Annotated in this window: 15 protein-coding genes; 10 read left to right on the top strand and 5 right to left on the bottom strand. The window is 39.2% G+C overall.

The window, feature by feature from the left end:
* Window positions 1-27: 27 nt before the first annotated feature.
* Window positions 28-603 (bottom strand): NfeD family protein, encoded by a 576-nt coding sequence (locus tag ACFO6W_RS10740; protein WP_379996211.1) that lies wholly within the window; start codon window positions 601-603, stop codon window positions 28-30.
* 331 nt (window positions 604-934) lie between these two features.
* Window positions 935-1,780: a bifunctional helix-turn-helix domain-containing protein/methylated-DNA--[protein]-cysteine S-methyltransferase gene (locus ACFO6W_RS10735; RefSeq protein ID WP_379996208.1), complete on the bottom strand. Its 846-nt coding sequence runs from the start codon at window positions 1,778-1,780 to the stop codon at window positions 935-937.
* Between the two features lie 595 nt (window positions 1,781-2,375).
* Here ACFO6W_RS10735 and pheT point away from each other — a divergent pair.
* The gene (gene pheT / locus ACFO6W_RS10730) at window positions 2,376-4,841 is read left to right on the top strand and encodes a phenylalanine--tRNA ligase subunit beta (protein ID WP_379996206.1); all 2,466 of its coding nucleotides are present in this window, start codon (window positions 2,376-2,378) and stop codon (window positions 4,839-4,841) included.
* A 74-nt stretch (window positions 4,842-4,915) separates the two neighbouring features.
* Here the strand turns inward: pheT and ACFO6W_RS10725 are convergent, their stop codons facing one another.
* On the bottom strand, window positions 4,916-5,191 hold the full coding sequence (locus tag ACFO6W_RS10725; protein ID WP_379996204.1) for a heavy-metal-associated domain-containing protein: 276 nt from the start codon (window positions 5,189-5,191) through the stop codon (window positions 4,916-4,918).
* A 330-nt stretch (window positions 5,192-5,521) separates the two neighbouring features.
* Between ACFO6W_RS10725 and ACFO6W_RS10720 the strand changes: the two genes are divergently transcribed.
* Window positions 5,522-6,250: a YebC/PmpR family DNA-binding transcriptional regulator gene (locus ACFO6W_RS10720; RefSeq protein ID WP_006801617.1), complete on the top strand. Its 729-nt coding sequence runs from the start codon at window positions 5,522-5,524 to the stop codon at window positions 6,248-6,250.
* Between the two features lie 89 nt (window positions 6,251-6,339).
* A complete protein-coding gene (locus ACFO6W_RS10715; protein ID WP_379996202.1) occupies window positions 6,340-7,596 on the top strand; it encodes a type IX secretion system plug protein in 1,257 nt (418 codons plus the stop codon).
* Between the two features lie 11 nt (window positions 7,597-7,607).
* On the opposite strand, the gene ACFO6W_RS10710 is transcribed toward ACFO6W_RS10715, so the two are convergent.
* Window positions 7,608-9,941 (bottom strand): glycoside hydrolase family 20 protein, encoded by a 2,334-nt coding sequence (locus ACFO6W_RS10710; RefSeq protein WP_379996200.1) that lies wholly within the window; start codon window positions 9,939-9,941, stop codon window positions 7,608-7,610.
* 151 nt (window positions 9,942-10,092) lie between these two features.
* On the opposite strand from ACFO6W_RS10710, the gene ACFO6W_RS10705 reads away from it, so the two are divergent.
* The 3 genes from ACFO6W_RS10705 to ACFO6W_RS10695 all read left to right on the top strand — a co-directional run bounded on the left by ACFO6W_RS10705 (window position 10,093) and on the right by ACFO6W_RS10695 (window position 13,836).
* The gene (locus ACFO6W_RS10705) at window positions 10,093-11,406 is read left to right on the top strand and encodes an aspartate kinase (protein WP_379996198.1); all 1,314 of its coding nucleotides are present in this window, start codon (window positions 10,093-10,095) and stop codon (window positions 11,404-11,406) included.
* Window positions 11,407-11,420: 14 nt separating this feature from the next.
* Complete coding sequence (gene lysA / locus ACFO6W_RS10700) at window positions 11,421-12,578, top strand: diaminopimelate decarboxylase (protein ID WP_379996196.1); 1,158 nt, start codon at window positions 11,421-11,423, stop codon at window positions 12,576-12,578.
* An 82-nt stretch (window positions 12,579-12,660) separates the two neighbouring features.
* Window positions 12,661-13,836, top strand: a complete 1,176-nt coding sequence (locus ACFO6W_RS10695) for a glycosyltransferase (protein WP_379996194.1) — start codon at window positions 12,661-12,663, stop codon at window positions 13,834-13,836.
* A gap of 22 nt (window positions 13,837-13,858) precedes the next feature.
* On the opposite strand, the gene ACFO6W_RS10690 is transcribed toward ACFO6W_RS10695, so the two are convergent.
* Window positions 13,859-14,533, bottom strand: coding sequence for an archaeosortase/exosortase family protein (locus ACFO6W_RS10690; protein WP_379996192.1), 675 nt, complete (start codon window positions 14,531-14,533; stop codon window positions 13,859-13,861).
* A 435-nt stretch (window positions 14,534-14,968) separates the two neighbouring features.
* Here ACFO6W_RS10690 and ACFO6W_RS10685 point away from each other — a divergent pair, with 435 nt between their 5' ends.
* The 4 genes from ACFO6W_RS10685 to nth all read left to right on the top strand — a co-directional run bounded on the left by ACFO6W_RS10685 (window position 14,969) and on the right by nth (window position 19,899).
* The gene (locus tag ACFO6W_RS10685) at window positions 14,969-16,270 is read left to right on the top strand and encodes an OmpP1/FadL family transporter (protein ID WP_379996190.1); all 1,302 of its coding nucleotides are present in this window, start codon (window positions 14,969-14,971) and stop codon (window positions 16,268-16,270) included.
* A gap of 70 nt (window positions 16,271-16,340) precedes the next feature.
* Window positions 16,341-16,964 (top strand): LPS export ABC transporter periplasmic protein LptC, encoded by a 624-nt coding sequence (locus ACFO6W_RS10680; RefSeq protein WP_379996188.1) that lies wholly within the window; start codon window positions 16,341-16,343, stop codon window positions 16,962-16,964.
* A gap of 107 nt (window positions 16,965-17,071) precedes the next feature.
* Complete coding sequence (locus tag ACFO6W_RS10675; protein WP_379996186.1) at window positions 17,072-19,180, top strand: SurA N-terminal domain-containing protein; 2,109 nt, start codon at window positions 17,072-17,074, stop codon at window positions 19,178-19,180.
* Window positions 19,181-19,263: 83 nt separating this feature from the next.
* Entirely contained in the window at window positions 19,264-19,899 is a 636-nt protein-coding gene (gene nth / locus ACFO6W_RS10670; protein ID WP_379996183.1) for an endonuclease III, read from the top strand.
* Window positions 19,900-20,064: the final 165 nt, after the last annotated feature.

Below are 20,064 nucleotides of genomic sequence, written 5' to 3'. Positions count from 1 at the left end.
TTTAAATTAGTTTATAATAGAGTTACTTTAATTAGCCATGGGCGAAACCAGAAGGATACCTCCTTCTATGGCCTCTACTTTCACGAGTGAACCGCTTTTTATATCCATATCACAGGATGTGATAGCCGGCAATTCGTGTGTAGAACCATTGATACTTATAAATATTTTACCTTTTCCGCTTTTTGCGGCAGGGATATTCATATATACATCAGCTGTTTTCCCTATTGTATCTTCTATTTTGAATGTATTGTCTTCTGACAATTTCATCAGTCCTTTCATAACAAGGAAAAAGAGAATGATAAATAGTGAACCTACAAGGAATGCGATTATGCCTACTACAATCTTACTTTCGAACGAACCGTACAATACTGCTCCTGTCCATCCGAATCCAAGCAGGAAGTTAATCAGATTCCTTAGCGAAAATAATTGAAAAGGAGAATCGGCTCCATCCAGATTACCATCGAAATCAGCATCTATACCTGTATCGGTATCGGCCCCTATAAAAGTCATAATGGTCTGGATTATAAATATAACACTTGCTCCGATAGCCACATACCAATAAAACTGTTGTGTAGCATCCATACTTGAAAAAAACTCTTTCATGGCAGTTCTTTGTTAATAGTTTATTTGCGCTTTTTTTGCTTAATACAAAAATAAGATTTTTTCCGAAATATACAATAGTTTTGAAAGGTAATGAAATAAAAATATTTCAGAAAGTTTGCTTTTTTAGATATTAATGCGAATTAGTGGTTGGAATTTATTGTTCAATTTTTTATGCTCCACTTTGTTCCGCTTAAATGTTCATTTTGGCATTGCCCAAAACGAACACAAGCAATCTTTGATTGCGCGTAGTAGAAAAAATCCAACGTTAAAACTCAACTACTGATCCGCATTATTAATAAAGAAATCCCTCGCAAAGATGTGAAGGCACTTTTCAATGATTATGTATGTTTATATTTTCCCATCCTATTATTGCAGCCTTACGGCCGCTGTCCCAGTGATACTGTCCGAATGAACCCGAAGATAGTATTACACGGTGGCAGGGAATAAGGTATGCAACAGGGTTGTCGCCCACGGCAGAACCTACGGCCCTGCTTGCCTTGGGGTTGCCTGTTTGTCTGGCAATGTCGCTATAAGTTAAGAGTCTACCCATGGGTATTTTCAGGAGGGACTCCCATACTTTAAGCTGAAAATCTGTGCCTTTCACATGCAGTTTTATTTGTTCCGGTCGTTGCCAGTCTTGTTTGAATATATAGAGTGCGTTTTGTTGGTTGTTGTCTGTCAGTTGTTTATAGTCTGCGTTCGGGAATAGTTTTTGAAGTTCTTCCAAAGCGGTTGTTTCATTATTAGCGAAAGCCATATAGCAGATACCTTTCATAGTAGATGCTATCAGGATCTCGCCGAAGGGTGTTTCTGCAAAGCTGTAATTGATAGTCAGGTTTTCTCCTCCGTTTTTATATTCTCCGGGTGTCATCCCTTCTATTTTTACAAACAGGTCATGTAGGCGTCCTGTGCCCGATAATCCGACCTCAAAAGCAGCATCAAAAAGTGTGGCACGGCTCTCTTTGAGTATCTTCTTGGCATTTTCGATACTGATGTACTGGAGAAATTTTTTAGGGCTTACTCCCGCCCACTCGGTAAACATACGTTGAAGATGGTAAGGGCTAAGCGCAACATGGGCAGCAACATCGTCCAAACCGGGCTGGAATTTATAATTATTTATTATATATCCAATAGCATCTTTTATGCGGTCGAAGTCTATATTGTTTTGCTGGTTCATAAGAAACAAATTTAAATATTATAAAGCGAAGTTAGGGTAGGGGAATTAGAAAATAAACCCGATTCTTGCGGAAAAAGTTTATCTATATATGTAATAATAGCTTTTAGCTTTTAGCCGTTAGCTGATAGCTATCAGCTTTTGAAAGAATGATATGAGGATTTAAAGATTCAAGGTTTAATGACTTAAAAAAATGTAACCTTTGTAACCTTTTAACAAGTAGTAAGTTTTAAGTAGTAAGTCAAGTTTTTTAATAATGAGTTACTTCGCCCTAGGGCAGTTACAAGTACGAGTTGGCAGACTGTTTACTGCTTACAGAAAAGGTGTAACCTTTGTTACTTTTTAATAGTACGGGTTACGAATAGACGGGATACGGGTTGTTTTCTGCTAACTGATATATGTGTTACTTTTGTTACCTTTTATATCTTATGTCTATTGTTTGCTTATTTCTGATTACTGTTTACTAAAATATATTTTGTATTTTTGACGGACTTTTTTTGAACGTTTCAAAAAGCAAGAGCAGAAGCAAAATTTATTTTGATTGTGTTGAGTGCCGGGAAACCGGCAAATGAAATGAAAAAATATAAACTATCATATAATGAATATTTCGTACAATTGGTTGAAAGATTACCTTGATTTCGATTTGACTCCGGAGGAAACATCCGCTGCCCTTACATCTTTGGGTTTGGAAACAGGCGGTGTGGAAGAAGTAGAAACTATCAAAGGCGGGCTGGAAGGCCTTGTTATCGGAGAAGTGCTAACGTGTGCAGATCATCCCGATTCCGACCACCTGCATGTAACCACCGTTAACGTGGGACAGGAGGAGCCGTTGCAGATTGTTTGCGGCGCGCCGAATGTGGCTGCCGGACAGAAAGTAGTGGTTGCTCTTGTGGGTACTAAACTGTATCAGGGAGAAGAATCGTTTACAATCAAGAAATCCAAAATCAGGGGAACGGAATCTTTCGGGATGATATGTGCCGAAGATGAAATCGGTATCGGTACCAGCCATGCGGGGATCATTGTGCTGCCAGCCGATGCGAAGGTAGGAATGCCGGCCAAAGAATATTACAATATCAAAAGCGATTATATCCTCGAAGTAGATATTACACCTAATCGTATAGACGGAGCGTCGCATTACGGTGTAGCCCGCGATCTGGAAGCCTATTTGCGTCAGAATAAACTGAAAGGGGCACTCACATTGCCATCTGTGGATGACTTCAAGATAGATGAACCGACGGGTGCAATTACTGTAAGGGTAGAAAACACAGAGGCTTGCCCGCGTTATGCAGGACTTACGATCCGGGGTGTGAAAGTAACCGAAAGTCCCGGCTGGCTGAAAGAAAAGCTTACACTTATCGGCCAGCGTCCTATTAATAGTGTGGTGGATATCACCAACTATGTGTTGCACAGCATGGGACATCCCCTTCATGCTTTCGATGTGGCCCATATCACAGGCGGAGAAGTAATTGTGAGGACATTACCCGAAGGCACTAAATTTGTTACACTGGATGAAGTGGAGCGTACCCTTAGCGACAGAGACCTGATGATATGCAACGATAAGGAGGGCATGTGTATCGGGGGGGTATTCGGCGGAATGAAGTCGGGTGTGACCGAGAGTACAACAGAGGTGTTTCTTGAATCGGCATACTTCAACCCTACGTGGATACGCAAAACAGCACGCCGCCACGGACTGAATACAGATGCGTCTTTCCATTTTGAGCGCGGCTGCGATCCGAATGATACCATTTATGTACTGAAATATGCCGCAATGCTGATAAAGGAAATTGCAGGAGGAAAGATTACAGGAGATATCCAGGATGTATATCCTAATCCTGTAGCGAAGCCGATTGTAAAATTATCATACGAAAAGGTAAACTCGCTTATAGGTAAGATTATAGATAAGCAAACGGTGAGGTCTATCCTGAATAATCTGGAGATGGTCATCACTGAAGAAATCGATGATATGCTGACTATCGAAATACCGACATACCGTGTAGATGTATTGCGTGACGTGGACGTGATAGAAGATATACTGCGTGTATATGGCTACAATAATATAGAAATAGGCGACAACCTGAAATCGAACCTGTCATACGAAACACCTACCGATAAGGGGTATGATCTCCAGAATCTGGTCTCGGAACAACTGACAGGAAGCGGGTTCAATGAGATAATGAACAACTCGCTTACGAAAGAGGCTTACTATAGCGATTCTCAAGTATATCCCGCTTCTAAGTGTGTGTATCTGCTCAATCCTTTGAGTACCGACCTGAATGTTATGCGTCAGACGCTTATTTACGGGGGGCTGGAGAGTATCGCTTATAACCGCAACCGGCAGAATCCCGATATCCGTTTCTATGAATTCGGGAATTGTTATTTCTACGATGCCGAAAAGAAAACGGAAGGTGAAACACTGAAGGAATACAGTGAGGAATACCATTTAGGTATGTGGCTCAGCGGAAGCAGTATCGATAATAGCTGGACGTCGGCTAATGAGAAATCGTCTGTTTTCCAGTTGAAAGCCTATGTGGAAAATATACTTGCCCGTTTGGGCATACCTGCCTCTAAATACGATTATGGGCAGTTTTCGAATGAGATATTCAGCACGGCTGTAGATATCCAGGCAAAGGGTAAAGGAAAGTCGCTGGGTGTACTGGGAATAGTAAATAAAAAGCTGCTTAAGGCACAGGATATAAGTGTCGAAGTATATTTTGCGGAGCTCAACTGGGATGCGCTGATGAAAGAGATAAGGAAGAATACGATCACTTATTCTGAAATATCAAAATTCCCGGCTGTGAAACGGGATTTGGCTTTGTTGCTGGATGAGGCTGTATTGTTCGACCAGATAGAGAAAATAGCATACAGGACGGAACGCAAATTACTGAAAGAGGTAAGGCTATTCGATGTATATGAAGGCAAGAATCTGCCTGAAGGCAAGAAGTCATATGCTGTGAAGTTTGTATTGCAGGACGATGAAAAGACGCTTAATGACAAGCAGATAGATGCCATTATGCAGAAGATACAGAAATCGTTGGAGAGTGAACTTGGTGCACAATTGAGATAAGGCCTGCAAAAAGGATATACATAAAAAAAGCGGTAAGAGCCAATATCTTATCGCTTTCTATATTGATTTAGAACTCATTTACAACAGTCGGACAGTTCATCATGTTTTACCTTGTCGGCTTTGTTCTTATCGGTGTCGTGGCCTACTTTTGCGATAGCTTTACTGATCTCTTCGAGATTTGTTTTCTCAGGGTTAAAGCCTATCTGGAGTTTGCCATTCTGTATATTCCATGTCGCGGAAAATACGCCGTCTACTGATAAAGCTGCGTTTTCTATCCGTTGCTTGCATATCTCACAATTGCCTTGAACTGTAAGGGTCGCATATTTGAGGTTATTGTATATAATATCCATATCCGTAGACTTTTAAAGGTTGATAATAATATGGGGATATAGATTTATGAACTCTATATATCCTAAAACAAAGATGGTACATATTAGTTTTGATATAGGGTTGTTTTTAATAATGATTATACAAACCGGATAATTACTGTGATTTTTTGTGATGAAATTATCGGGGACTGGGACTGATTGTTAATTATAGAGCTGATAACTATCAGGAATAAAAAAGGAACAGGAGAAAATTCTTGTTCGTGACAACGAATAAATAGTCCTTATTCCAAATCTCCAATATTTTTTATACTTTTGCCTACCAAAAGAATAAACGATTGATATTATAATATTATGGGAAGAGCGTTCGAATACCGCAAAGCGACAAAGATGAAACGTTGGGGCAATATGGCCCGCGTGTTCACTAAACTGGGGAGACAAATAACAATAGCAGTGAAAGAGGGTGGCCCGGAGCCCGATACTAATCCCCGTCTTCGCGTGTTGATGCAGCAAGTGAAGAAGGAGAATATGCCGAAGGAAAATGTAGAACGTGCCATAAAAAAAGCAATATCGAAAGACGAGGCTGATTATAAGGAGGTTGTATATGAAGGATACGGACCGTTTGGTATTGCTATCGTGGTGGAGACTGCAACCGATAATCCGACACGTACTGTTGCGAATGTACGCAGCTACTTTAATAAGCATAATGGTTCACTGGGGACTTCGGGTAGCCTTGAATTTCTTTTCGACCACAAATGTGTGTTTAAAATCGGAGCAAAGGAAGGTGTCTCACTTGAAGATCTGGAACTGGAATTAATTGACTACGGTGTTGACGAAGTAGAGCATGACGGTGATGATATAATACTCTACGGAGAGTTTAAATCTTACTCCGAAATACAGAAATATCTCGAAGAAAACGGATTTGAAATACACAGTGCCGAGTTTGAACGCATTCCGAATGACCTGAAGGAACTGACAAAAGAACAGCAGGAACAAATACAAAAGCTACTTGATAAATTCGAAGATGATGACGATGTTCAGAATGTATTCCACAATATGAAGGAAGATTTCGAGGAAGAGTAACCCTGCTTTGATGATATCTTATAAAAGACTGTAAGACACCACTCTTGCAGTTTTTTTTATTACATTTGCCAATAAAGAAAAATGAAGCGATGATGAGATACAAACTTATAGTGATACTTCTGTTCGTTTACAGCATACTTTCGGCCCAGGCATACCGTACACAAGCTCTTTCGGCCGAAATATATACAATACAGGTAAATCTGAACGAAATTCCGAATCAGAATCCGGTGGCTAGATTGAATAGTGATGATAATATCAATATCAGTTTTGACCGCTTGTCGGATAATTCCTTTAACCGCCTCCGGTATCGTATCATACATTGCGATGCTTATTGGTTAAAAAGTAAAGGTGTCTCCGAGATCGATTACCTGAACGGATTTAATGATAATCCTATAGATGATTATGCTCCATCGGTCAATACTACAGTCGAATATACACATTTTAATCTGGGGATACCAAACAGGGATGTGAACCTGAAAATATCCGGGAATTATGTTGTAGAAGTTTATGAGGATGGAGAACCCGATGTAGTGTTGCTTACAGCCTGCTTCTCTCTGTTAGAGCCTGCTGTAAGTATAGCGGCTACAGCCTCATCCAATACCGACATAGACTTTAATAAAAGTCATCAGCAGGTATCTTTTACCATCCTTCATCAGGGTATGAATATCAGGGATCCCTATACTGAAATCATGGTATTTGTACAGCAAAACAACAGGTTGGATAATGAAAAGCGTAAACTAAAACCTACATATGTGAATCCCGGGAAACTGATATATGAACATAATAGAGACCTGATATTCGAAGCCGGGAACGAATATCGCCGCTTTGAGACATCGAGCCACAGGTATAGTGGTATGAATGTAGCCCGTATCAAATATGTCCGTCCTGGTTATGAGATGGATATTGAAGCGGATAAGGTACGTGCAGGACGTTCTTATAGTTACGATCAGGATCAGAATGGCCGTTTCTTTATTCGGAGTAATGATACAGAATATGCTGAAACGGAGGCTGATTATTTTACGACCAATTTTACATTGGCTATGGGCGATCCTTTGTTGGAAAGTATATATATAAACGGAAATTTCACAAATAATACCTTCACGGACAAATACAAGATGAAATATGATTACAATGAGAAGGTATACCGCCTTTCCTTGTTGCTGAAACAGGGTATGTATAATTATCTCTATCTTACAAAGGATGGAAACAATTTTGTTACAGCCAATGTGGAAGGTAATTATTTCGAAACGGAAAATGAATATTCTGTCTATGTTTACTACCGCCCCACAGGCCAGCGTTACGATAGCCTGATAGGTGTGCAGAATATACAGTCGCGGGCGAAGTAGGAGGTATGAGTTTAATAAACTCTTACTTCATCTATCATCAGGTAAGCCTTGTCCCCTTTCTTTTCGTGCCAGTCGGGCAATTCCTTTATTGATTCGGCAATTACTTTTACGTACCGGGCTTTCACTGTTTCGTCCAGATTAGCCGATAAAGTAATCACCACAGGGCTTATATGCTCTGTACGTTCTTCGTATGTCTCCTTAAATACTTCCTTATATGTATTACCATCTGCAGATACTAATAAAGCAAGGCTTTTCGGTGCAAATAATCCCCCTCTGGTATTTACATATGAATTCAAATCCAAAGATGAAATGTCGGTCTGCTCTTTCATATCTATGTCTGCTTCAAAATCGGTGCCGGCAAAACCCAGCCACATGCCTGTACGGTAACTGGCATTCGAACCTAATTGTCCATTAACCAGTGTTGTCGCGCCACTGAAAATATAGCGTTTATCCGGATCATATTTTAATGTTATGGGTTTGGCACAAGCCTTATGAAAAATGAAGTCTTTCGAATAAACCTTGCCTCTTACATTTTTCCGATATGCAACAGCCTTGAATATAGTATTGCCTTTTATGGTTATCGGGCTGCCATATATGTAAGGTACAGATTCGGCTGTCGGCTCTTTATTGCCCAGTGTATAATAAATAGGGCTGTTGTCAAATGTCGACATATAAAGGTTTATCTCATTCTTAATTGTATCCACGACTATAGAATCCTGTATTCCGTAAGCCTGTTTACAATTTTCATATCCCAGTTTGTCGAAGTGTCCGGATAGCCGATATAAACGTGAAACAAAATCGTCATAATCTTTCCTCTCCGGATTTGTCCATACAGTTTCTGCGAGAGCGCATATACGGGGAAGCAACATATATTCAACATTTTGTCCCGAAGGCATATATTCTGTCCATATATTAACTTGTGCTCCCAGGATATATTTCTGCCTGCCCTCTTCTAAGCCGGCAGGCATTGGATTAAATGAATATGTTTTTTTCAGCTCTGTCAGCCAGCCGAATGTGAAAGGTTCGTCATCCACATCGGGAGATTGATAATAATCCAGATATACATATTGTTCAGGAGTCATAATTACATTGTGACCTTTGTTCGCAGCATAGACACCACCTTCAGTACCACGCCACGACATTATAGCCGCATTAGGAGCGATGCCACCCTCCAGTATTTCGTCCCAGCCGATAATTTTTTTGCCTTTAGTGTTTATCATTTTTTCGACTCTGGCTATGAAATAGCTCTGTAATTGTTCTCCGGGAGAATGTTCCGGTGATTCTTTCAGCCCCAAATGTCTCATTCTTGCCTGGCATTTAGGGCACGCCATCCATCTGTTTTTAAGGCACTCATCACCCCCTATATGGATATATTGGGCCGGAAACAGGGGAAGCACCTCAGTCATCACATCATCGAGAAATGTAAACACTTCATCATTGCCTGCGCAAAGCACGTCTTCATAGATACCCCATTCGGTTCCTACCTGATAGGGTCCTCCCGTACAACCCAAATAAGGGTATGAAGCCAGGGCAGCTAATGTATGCCCCGGAATATCTATTTCCGGAATGATGGTTATAAAACGCTCTTCGGCGTATTTTACGATGTCTTTTATCTCTTCTTGTGTATAGAATCCGCTTACCGGTTTATTGTCGAATTCACCTGTATGACGTCCTGTGATTGTCTGTTCGCGTCGGGAGCCGATTTCGGTGAGTTTCGGATATTTCTTTATCTCTATACGCCATCCCTGATCATCGGTCAGATGCCAGTGAAAGACATTGATATTGAACATGGCCAGTATATCAATATATTTTTTTACAAAATCAACAGGGAAAAAATGTCGTGATACATCCAAAGAAGCTCCCCTGTGAGCGTAATCGGGATAATCTGTAATTTCGACGCCTGGAAATTCTATTTCGGTATCTGCATCTGCCGGAATTGATTTCCGGATAGTTTGGATTCCATAAAAAGCCCCAGCCTCAGTAGATCCGTTTATTGTAATATGCGAGGAATTTATATTTATGATATATGCCTCCGGATTATCGCTCGAATAGTCGGTGGTAAGCCTTATGGTATTCTTAATATCCTGTTTGTCTGTTATTTCAGGTCTAAAACCTGTTATTTGTGCTATGTATTCGGATAATAGTGCGGCTGACCGGGCTAACTTGCTATTTGAAGCAGGAAATGATATCTTTGTAGTTTTACTTAATATGAATGGTTTACCACCTGTTGTTTTTATTTCCTGCACCATGGGTACTATGTCATAACTGGCTATGGTAGCAGTTTTTTCGGAAGTACAGGCAATGAAAAACAAAAGAACGGACAGATGGAGGAAATTTCTAAACATAAACGAATGATTTTGTGTTTTATATGATAAAAAGTTAAACAAATTTCAAATATATAGTTTATTCTGAAATTTTTGCCACAAAAAATTTATATTTTTGCACCTTGATTGTATAGTCGTAATGCAATTAATAGTTTAAATTAAAATGTAGAAGATGAAAGTCCTGAAATTTGGTAGTGCGTCTATTGCTACAGCAGACAAGATGAAAAATGTAGCAAATATTGTTGCCCAAAGCGGCAATAATATCATTGTGTTGTCATCGATGCGGGGAACAGCGGAGGCATTAATGGAAGTCTCGGACTATTTATATAAGAAGAACCAGGAAGGAGCCGTTGAAATAATAAACAGGTTAGAGAAGCAATACTACGATTTTGTTTCCCGCCTTTTTAGCGAAGAATGTTTCAGATTGAAAGCGGAAGAAATAATCGCGGCAAAGTTTAATTATATCCGTACCTTCACCAAAGACTTGTTTACTCTTTTTGAAGAACGGGTGGTAATGGCTCAAAGCGAATTACTCAGTTCGGAATTGTTTCATTTGTATCTTACCGAAAAGAAGATAAATGCAGTTTTGGTGCCTGCCCTTGAATTTATGCGTACCGATAAGAATTCAGCACCTGACCCTGTATATATAAAGGAGAAGCTCACAGCTTTACTTGATGCGGCCAAAGGAGCGGATATGTTTATCACACAAGGATATATTTGCCGCAATGCATATGGCGAGATCGACGATTTGCGTAAAGGAGGAAGCGACTACACGGCATCGCTTATTGGTGCCGCCGTTGGTGCCGATGAAATCCAGATTTGGGCTGATGTGCATGCGATGCAAAACAATGACCCCCGTTATGTAAAAGGGACTACGCCTATCCGTCACATGAATTTTGATGAAGCAGCCGAGCTGGCGTATTTTGGTATAAAAATACTTCACCCGTCGAGCATACTTCCGGCCAAATTAGCAGATATACCCGTATGCCTTAAAAATACGGAACATCCCGAAGCCTCAGGAACGCTTATCTCCAACGAAACGGAAGCTCGGGCCATAAAGGCAGTGGCCGCTAAGGAGAATATTACTGCAATAAAAATAAAATCGGGCAGGATGTTGCTTGCGCATGGTTTTCTACGTCGTGTTACCGAAGTATTTGAAAACTACCAGACATCTATTGATATGCTGGCTACATCCGAAATAGGAGTTTCACTGACTATAGATGATGACAAAAATATACAACTTATTCTTGATGAATTGAAGAAATATGGTACGGTATCTGTTGATTCCGATATGGTAATTATTTCGGTAATTGGAAATCTGGAATCGGAAGATGCCAGTTTTGCCTCTACGATATTAAATGCCGTACAGGGAGTCTCTATCCGTATGATTTCATATGGCGGCAGCAAATACAACTTTTCTTTTCTGATAGAAAATAAAGATAAAGAGACGACACTTCAAATATTGAATGACAAATTGTTTAATTAATTCTTAAATTCCAAATGACAAAAGGAAATTTTCCTGTTGATAAGCTAAAAGGTATCGAAACGCCTTTTTATTATTACGATATGGATTTGTTGAAAAGGACATTGAAAATTGTAAAAGAAGAGACAAAAAAATACGGATTTGTTCAGCATTATGCAGTAAAAGCCAATGCAAACCGCAGGATTCTTGAACTCATTGCTTCGGAAGGTTTCGGTGCCGACTGTGTAAGCGGGAATGAGGTGAAAGCAGCTGTAAATGCAGGTTTTCCGGCATCGAAGATTGTTTTTGCAGGAGTAGGTAAGACCGATAAGGAAATAAATCTGGCTCTCGACCTTAATATTTTTTGCTTCAATGTAGAGTCTTTTCCCGAATTGGAAGTAATCAATGAACTTGCAACCAAGAAAGGCAAGCTGGCTCAGGTAGCTTTGCGTATCAATCCGAATGTGGATGCTCATACACACGAATATATAACAACAGGCCTGAATGAAAATAAGTTTGGTTTTGCTATGGCGCATCTCGATGCGGTAATAGAAAGGCTGAAAGTCCTGAAAGCGATCAAACTCATTGGGATACATTTTCATATAGGTTCTCAGATAGAAGAAGCAGAGACTTTTGAACCTTTATGCGAACGCGTAAATGAATTACAAACATATTTCGAAGGTAAAGAAATAAAACTGGAACATATCAATCTTGGCGGAGGTTTGGGGATAGACTATGAGAATCCTGATGCTCACCCTATTTCAGATTTTGCCGGATACTTTGCCCTGTTCAATAAAAGCCTGAAACTGAGAGACGGACAAATCGCCCATTTCGAATTAGGACGTTCCATCGTAGCTCAGTGCGGCGCACTCGTAACACGTACGACATACGTGAAGCATGGCGAAAACAAAGTATTTGTAATAGTGGACGCAGGTATGACGGACCTTATTCGCCCGGCCCTGTATCAGGCATACCATCAAATTGAGAATATTTCGTCCAATCTTCCGGTTAAAAAATATGACGTGGTAGGCCCTATATGCGAATCTTCCGACGTATTTGCGAAGGATTGTGAGTTGAACGAAACCCAGAGAGGCGACATGCTGGTACTTCGTTCGGCCGGTGCGTATGGCGAAATAATGGCTTCGCAGTATAACTGCCGCGAATTGCCTAAACCATATTACTCGGATAAAATATAAATCGTACAACAATGTAAGTCAGGAGTCGTATGAATATATGGCTCTTGTCTTTTTATGAAGATATCTTTTTATAATACAGGCAATGGTTGAGCAAATCTTACATTACTTCATGTTTAACGAACTGGAAATTGCAGGGATAGTGTTTTACCTCCTGCTGTTCCTTATTCAGATCTTTTTTTATTTCAATTATTACAGGAAACCCTATTCTGTCGTTTGCAAGAGGGACAAAGATAATCACAAACCTGTTTGTCCGAAGCCCAAAGTATCCGTTATTATAGCTTCGGAGAATGCTGCCGATGAACTGGCTGAAAATCTTCCTGCTATCCTGACACAAGATTATTCCGATTATGAAGTTATCGTTGTTAATAACGGCTCTACAGATGAAAGTGAGACTCTATTGCAATCTTTGCAACTAAAATATCCTCATTTATACATAACCTATCTGCCATATTCAAATGATATCACATTTGGTCGCCGTAAATTAGCGCTCACCATAGGCATCAAAGCCGCTAAAGGAGAAGTTCTGCTATTTACGGAACCTTATTCCAGGCCTGTATCGGATCAATGGATATCTTCAATGGTGGAAGAATTATCGGACGAAAAAGATATTGTTTTAGGATATTCCTATTATAGTAGGACAAAGACGTTTTTTAACCGTATAGCGCGTTTCGATAATCATTTGTTTTCCATGCAGTATATTTCCATGGCTCTCAAGAACAAGCCGTTTACCGGAATAAACCGTAATCTCGCTTTCCGCAGGCACCTCTTTTTCGATAATAAAGGCTTTGCTGCATTCCTTAATCTGGAGAACGGCGAAGATGTATTTATCAACCAGATAATTACTGATAGCAATACATCTGTGGCGTTGTCCCCGGATAGTTTTGTAGAGTCATCCAATGACCGCTATTCATTGTGGAAGCAAGTAAAGAAATCCTATTCAATTACGAAGAAACATTTTAAGGATAAAACGCCTATTAATTTATTTGGTTTAGAAACGGCTACCCGCTACCTGTTTTATCTGGTACTGATTACCCTTCTGGTATATTCGGCCGCATCTTTTCACTGGGCCTTATTGGGTATTGCGGTATTTTTCTTTGTATTGAGATTAGTGATACAGTCAATAATAATAAATAAGGCTGCCAGATACTTTCAATCCGGAAAATTCCACTTTTCACTGATTTTGATGGATCTTCTGCAGCCCTTTTATAACTTCAAATTCAGGACTAACCATAAAAACAGGGCTACAGGCCGGCGTTAACCGATAATGAGAATTTAGATACTTATTTAATTTCCTGCCCTTTTTTTGTTACAGAAGTTTTTCTCGTCAGCTTCAGGTAAGGTTTATGGATTCTCTCTTCCCATATCAGCCATAAGACAAAAATTACACCGTCGTAATATATCCAGACAAACACATCGCGATGAAAAACATTAAACCAGTCCTCGTAAAATTTCAGGTAGCACTCCTTGGTATTCACCCATTGACAGTTGTTGTACCATTCATTTACAGATATAAACCATTCAGGAAACGGATTTCGTATGATAATGAGTATTATTGCCAATCTGAGTATATTTATTAAGAGGAGTATGGCCAGCGACATGGGAATATACCATAATTTTTTCTTCGCAGGGCCAAAATAAAAACTAAGGATAAAGGTAAACATAAACAATTGTTTCAAACCTGTACAACCCCATATTATATCTACCGGAATAGAGTTCTCAAAATAAAGTGTGTATCCGTTGATGATTTTAAAATCCTGATATCCGAACAAGTCATGTACCAGCCAATAAACGGCATCTGCGGTCCACCGGTTCATCCCTTCGGTATATGAAGTCAAATCTCTTCCCAGCACAATGAGTATTCTTTCGTCCTCACCCTGATGTACGCAGAGTTTCCAGATAAATTCAAATATAAGGAATAAGCACAGAAACCATATAATATCTTTAAATGGTTTCAATTTGCTTATGAATATATTAATATAGTTTATGCTCTGGTTCCTCATTCTGCTTAAATTCGCATACAAAGGTACTAAAATAAGGATAATTAACCTTTTTAAGGCAAAAAAAATATGACATTTTATTTAAATTGTCGGTTAACTGATTTTTTTTAATTTACTTTGCACAAATTTCATCTGTTTTTAAGTGAATTTAGTAGTAAATAAGAGGTATTCGTGATTAAACAGGCTGTTTATTAATTAGATAAGTCGCACGAGAAATACCAGTGTTAGCAGAGCTTTTCAATGATGATTCAGCTTTCTTTCGAAGTTTTACATTATCTGAATAATAATTTGCTCAAAAAATTGTTTATAGAGGAGAATACGAAATGGCTGAAAGCATAGGTACTTTCATCCAGAATTGAGATTTACAGGATTAAAACCGTATATTGAATTATAATGCTAAAGAGTAAAAATCTTCTTTTAATAGCCTTTTTGGCTTGTATTGTAGGCTCGCTCAGAGCACAAACCGATTCTCCGTATAGCAGATATGGCTACGGAGTACTGAAGGATCAGGCCGTGGGTCCATCAAAGGCAATGGGAGGTATAGGTTACGGGCTTCGCAATAGCCAGAGTGCAAATCCGCTGAATCCGGCATCATATTCGAGAGTAGACTCGCTTACTTTTCTTTTTGATATCGGCATAAACTTTAACAGCGGAAAACTGAGCGACGGAGTAAATTCTGATAAAAAATACAGCGGAGGACTGGAATATATAACGATCCTGGTACCTTTAAAGAAAGGTCTCGGACTCAGTTTTGGTATCATTCCGTTTTCTTCGGTAGGCTATAAATTCGGATCAACAGAAACAAATGGCTCGGTAGCATATACCAAATCATTTTCCGGAAGCGGAGGTTTAAGCCAGATATATGGAGGATTGGGTTATTCATCTCCAATAAAAGGATTATCACTGGGTGCCAATATTTCATATCTTTTTGGTACATTAGATCATACTCGCAGTTTACCTGCATTAACAGGAAGTAATTCATATACATCCAGGGATATTACAGAATTATCTGTAAAGGCTGCGAAATTCGATATAGGTCTCCAATACGAGATGCCGATAGCTAAGAATAAAATGCTGACAATAGGTGCCGTATATTCACCCAAAATAAACTCCTCTGCCGATTATGATAATAAGCGTTATGTAATATCCTCATCCAATACGCTTATTAACGGAGATACTACAATTTATAATGGGGTCGATGCTGGAATTCCGGAAACATACGGATTGGGATTTACAGTTAACAGCAACAATAAACTTGTTTTTGGAGCCGATGCTACTTATCAACGTTGGAGCAAGGCGAAATATACTTCATATATGAATGATGGATTAAGCGATGCCGATCGTTTCAATGACAGGTGGAAATACAGCGTTGGAGCTGAATATATGATAGACCCATACGACAGAAGCTTCTTTAAGAAAATACGCTTCAGAGGAGGTGTTAACTATGCTAACTCATATCTGAATGTAATGGATGCATCCGGAAGAGTAGACGGATATAAAGAATACGGAGCGACATTAGGTTTCGGTTTACCTATCCGGGATAATATCGGCCAGCGGATGTCGTATATCAATATTAATTTCGAATATAAAAAACTAAAGCCGAAGCTTAGTAATATGATAAGTGAAGAATACTTCGGTGTATCGCTGAACGTCAATATCAATGAACTTTGGTTCTTCCGCCGTAAAGTTGAATAAAAAATACAGAATCAGGATAAACAGCCTCAATTACAGATTGAGGCTAATTCTTTTTAAGTATATTAGCCTAATGAAGTTAATGCAAAAACAAGGACTGTGGATGGTAGCTGTAATTTCAATATTTACTGCACCTTTCTTTTTTGCATCCTGTAAGAAAGAAGTCAGTTCTGCCGTAAATTTCAAATATGACAAAGAACTTGTTCCATCCATGCATACAGACAGCGTACGGGTGCTTATTTCCGATTCGGGGCTTATCAAATATAAAATGATAACCAAGACCTGGGATGTTTTCGATGAAGCAAAAGATCCTTACTGGTTCTTCCCGAAAGGGCTTTATCTGGAACGGTTCGACACTGCATTTACTGTCGTATTTACAATTAAGGCAGATACAGTGTGGAACTATACCAGGCGCAAACTTTGGCGGCTTAAAGGAAATGTTTTTGCAAGGAACATTGTCGGGGAAACATTCACCGGAGATGAATTTTTTTGGAATCAGCAGGAACAGAAAATATATTCGGACAAACTGGTAGAAGTGACCAGGCCGGAGAAGGGGATATTGGTTGCCCGAAATGGTATGGTGGCTAACCAGCAAATGACAGCCTACGAATTTATGGAAGTAGGAGAGAATGCCGGGAAAAAAACTCTGATTTATGTAAATGAAGATGAAGAAAACAAAGAAGAAAAAGCAGAATAGTTTTTCAAATATGAATGAAATTCAATCTCAATTTATTATCTTCGCACGCTGAAAACTGTATCTTTGAGAATTTAAAATAAACAATATAAAAAGTAATTATTATTTAAATGGCTGCATTACAGAAAATTAGGAGCAAATCAAGCCTGCTTGTCGGTATAATCGCGGTAGGTTTATTAGCATTTGTATTTCCGTGGGGTGAAGTTACAACCTTTGTTAATAAAATGAGAGACAAAGCATTTGTTGTGGATGGAAAGGTGATTACAACAAAAGAATATTCTGAAAAAATCGCTCAATGGGAAAACTTTCAGAAGATTATGTCGAATCAATCCTCATTGGATGAGTTTACTAACTCTCAAATCCGGGAAATGGCTTACCAGCAAATGGTCAAAGAAATAATATTGGATGAAGAAGCAGGCAGATTAGGATTAGCTGTTACACCTGAAGAGTTGAATGATATGGTTTACGGACCTGTTGTAGCTCCTATATTATATCAAATACCATTTTTCGCAAATCCTCAGACTGGCCAGTTTGACAAGGCCTATCTGATGCAATTCCTTTCCGATATTAATCAGGATCCGGCAGCTATGCAGGAACCTCATAGATCTGAGATTATGGCCAGAAGGGAAATCTGGGCTTTCATACAGAATATGATGAAATATCAACGTCTTGAAGAAAAATATGCATCTTTAGTTGCCGGCTCTGTTTTAGTTAGCGATACTGAGGCTAAAGCAGCCTATGCCGATTCTAAGAATGTAGCAGATATAGCATATGTTGTTCAGAGATATTCAGCCCTGGCAGATTCTGCCGTTCAGGTTTCAGACAAAGAAATAAAAGCACTTTACGATTTGCGTAAAAATAACTATAAACTGGATACCGAGCTTCGCAAAATTTCATACTTCATCAAGGATGTTGTTCCCAGCGATGAAGACTATGCTGCCATAGAGCAAGAAATGAATGCCGCGTATGAAAAATTGAAAATGACAGACAATCCTGCTATTGTTCTAAGTGAATATTCATCTACATATCAGGATATTTTTATGGCAGTTTCATCATTGCCGGCCGATGCCAAAACATTTGTGGAATCTGCATCAGTAGGTGATATTTTTGGACCGGTTCGCGAGAATCAGACATATCTGATGTATAAATTAATAGACCGGACAAATGCCGCCGATTCTATTAAACTGCAAATAATACCGTTGCCACAAGGTCTTGATGAAAAAACATCAGCCCATATTGTTGATAGTATCCAAAGCGTTCTTAAAGGTGGCAAGGATTTCGGGGCCGTAGCTGACGAATTATTCCCTAATTCTAACGGAGGTGATTTGGGTTGGACTAACGAAGCGATGTTGGCAAGTGCAGGAATTGCAAAGGAATGTTTTGCCGCTGCAAAAGGTGAAATTCTGAAATTGAAAGTGGGAGGGCAGGATCAGTTGATTCGTATAGCCGATAAAACTAATCCGGTACCAAAAGTGAAGTTAGCAGTAATACAGTTACCTGTTATAATCAGTGATAAAACACAGAATGCTATAGATAACGAATTGAACCAGTTCGTGAGCGAAAACGGAAACCTCGAAAATTTTGATAAAGCCGCTCAGGCTAAAGGTTACAGCCTGATTCAAAATTCAATTATATCGCCATCCGAAATAGCATTGGGGCAAGCTACAGGAACCCGTCAGGTTATACACTGGGCTTTCAATGAAAAGGCCGGTTCGGTGAAGAAATTTGATATGTCAGACAAGCGTGTCGTTGCAATCGTGAAAAATGAAATAACCGGAGAATATATGCCGGTATCTGAAGTGGCAACAGCGTTAAAATCAGAGCTGATAAATGATAAAAAAGCAGAGAAAATCATTGCGGATCTGAAAGCTAAGAATTTGACATCTCTGGATGCTTATGCACAAGCTGTATCAGGAAAAGTGGATACAGTAAACTTTGTTACATTCCAGACTAACAATCTATCGGGGATTGGTTTTGAACCATTAATGAACGTATATTCGAAATTAGGCCAGGTCAATAAACTGGAAGCTCCTATGAAAGGAAAATCCGGAGTATATGTATTGAATGTGACAAACAAAACTGAAGATACAAAAGAATTCAATGCCGAACAGACAAAACAGTCGTTGAAGCAAGCCAATTATTATCAGATGATGTCACAAGCCGTCTCTATATTGAAAAATAAGATGAAAGTAGAAGATAACAGGGTGAAATTCTGGTAAAATTCTTTAAAGAAAAATTTAATCACTATATTTAAGGTCCCTTGTAGCCAGAGCTATGAGGGGCTTTTTTAATTAAAGAGAATATGACAAAAAAAGAACGTTATGCCGGGGTTATTAGTTGGTTTGACAAAAATATGCCTGTAGCAGACACAGAATTGCATTATGACAATCCATTTCATCTATTGATTGCTGTTATTCTATCCGCGCAGTGTACCGATAAGCGGGTCAATATGGTAACACCGCCATTATTTGAAGCATATCCCACACCTGAAGTGATGGCGGTTTCTACTACAGATGCCATTTATCATTACATAAAAAGTGTATCTTACCCCAATAATAAAGCGAAAAATCTGTTAGGAATGGCTAAGAAACTCGTAGATGACTTCGGAGGGAAGGTTCCTGATACTATGGAAGAATTGGAGACTATACCCGGAGTAGGTCGTAAAACAGCAAATGTAATGCTTATTGTGGCTTTTAATAAGCCGGCGATGCCAGTAGATACACATGTTTTTCGGGTTTCAAATAGAATTGGATTAACCGAAAATTCGAAAAATCCCGAGCAAACAGAAAAAGAATTGATAAAATATATACCGGCGAAATATTTATCAAAGGCACATCATTGGTTAATTTTGCATGGCAGATATGTCTGTATTGCGCGGAAACCAAAATGTGAAGAATGTGGATTAACCCCGTATTGTAAATTTTTCTCAAAAAAATGAACTAAAATGAGGTTTTAGTAATGACTTGGCTATTAATGTATTGTAAAAACGGTTGAAAATAGTTTAAAAATACCTCTTAAAATATTTGGAGTTATACTGATTATTTACATATCTTTGCACCCGCTTTACCACTAAAAGGCTCTTCGGCAGCGGGGAGTTTATGGG

The organism is Dysgonomonas termitidis (assembly GCF_042654545.1).
GTDB classification, from domain to species: Bacteria; Bacteroidota; Bacteroidia; order Bacteroidales; family Dysgonomonadaceae; genus Dysgonomonas; species Dysgonomonas termitidis.
Note: the sequence above shows the minus strand (reverse complement) of the source record. Positions and strands in the feature narration are given on the sequence as shown.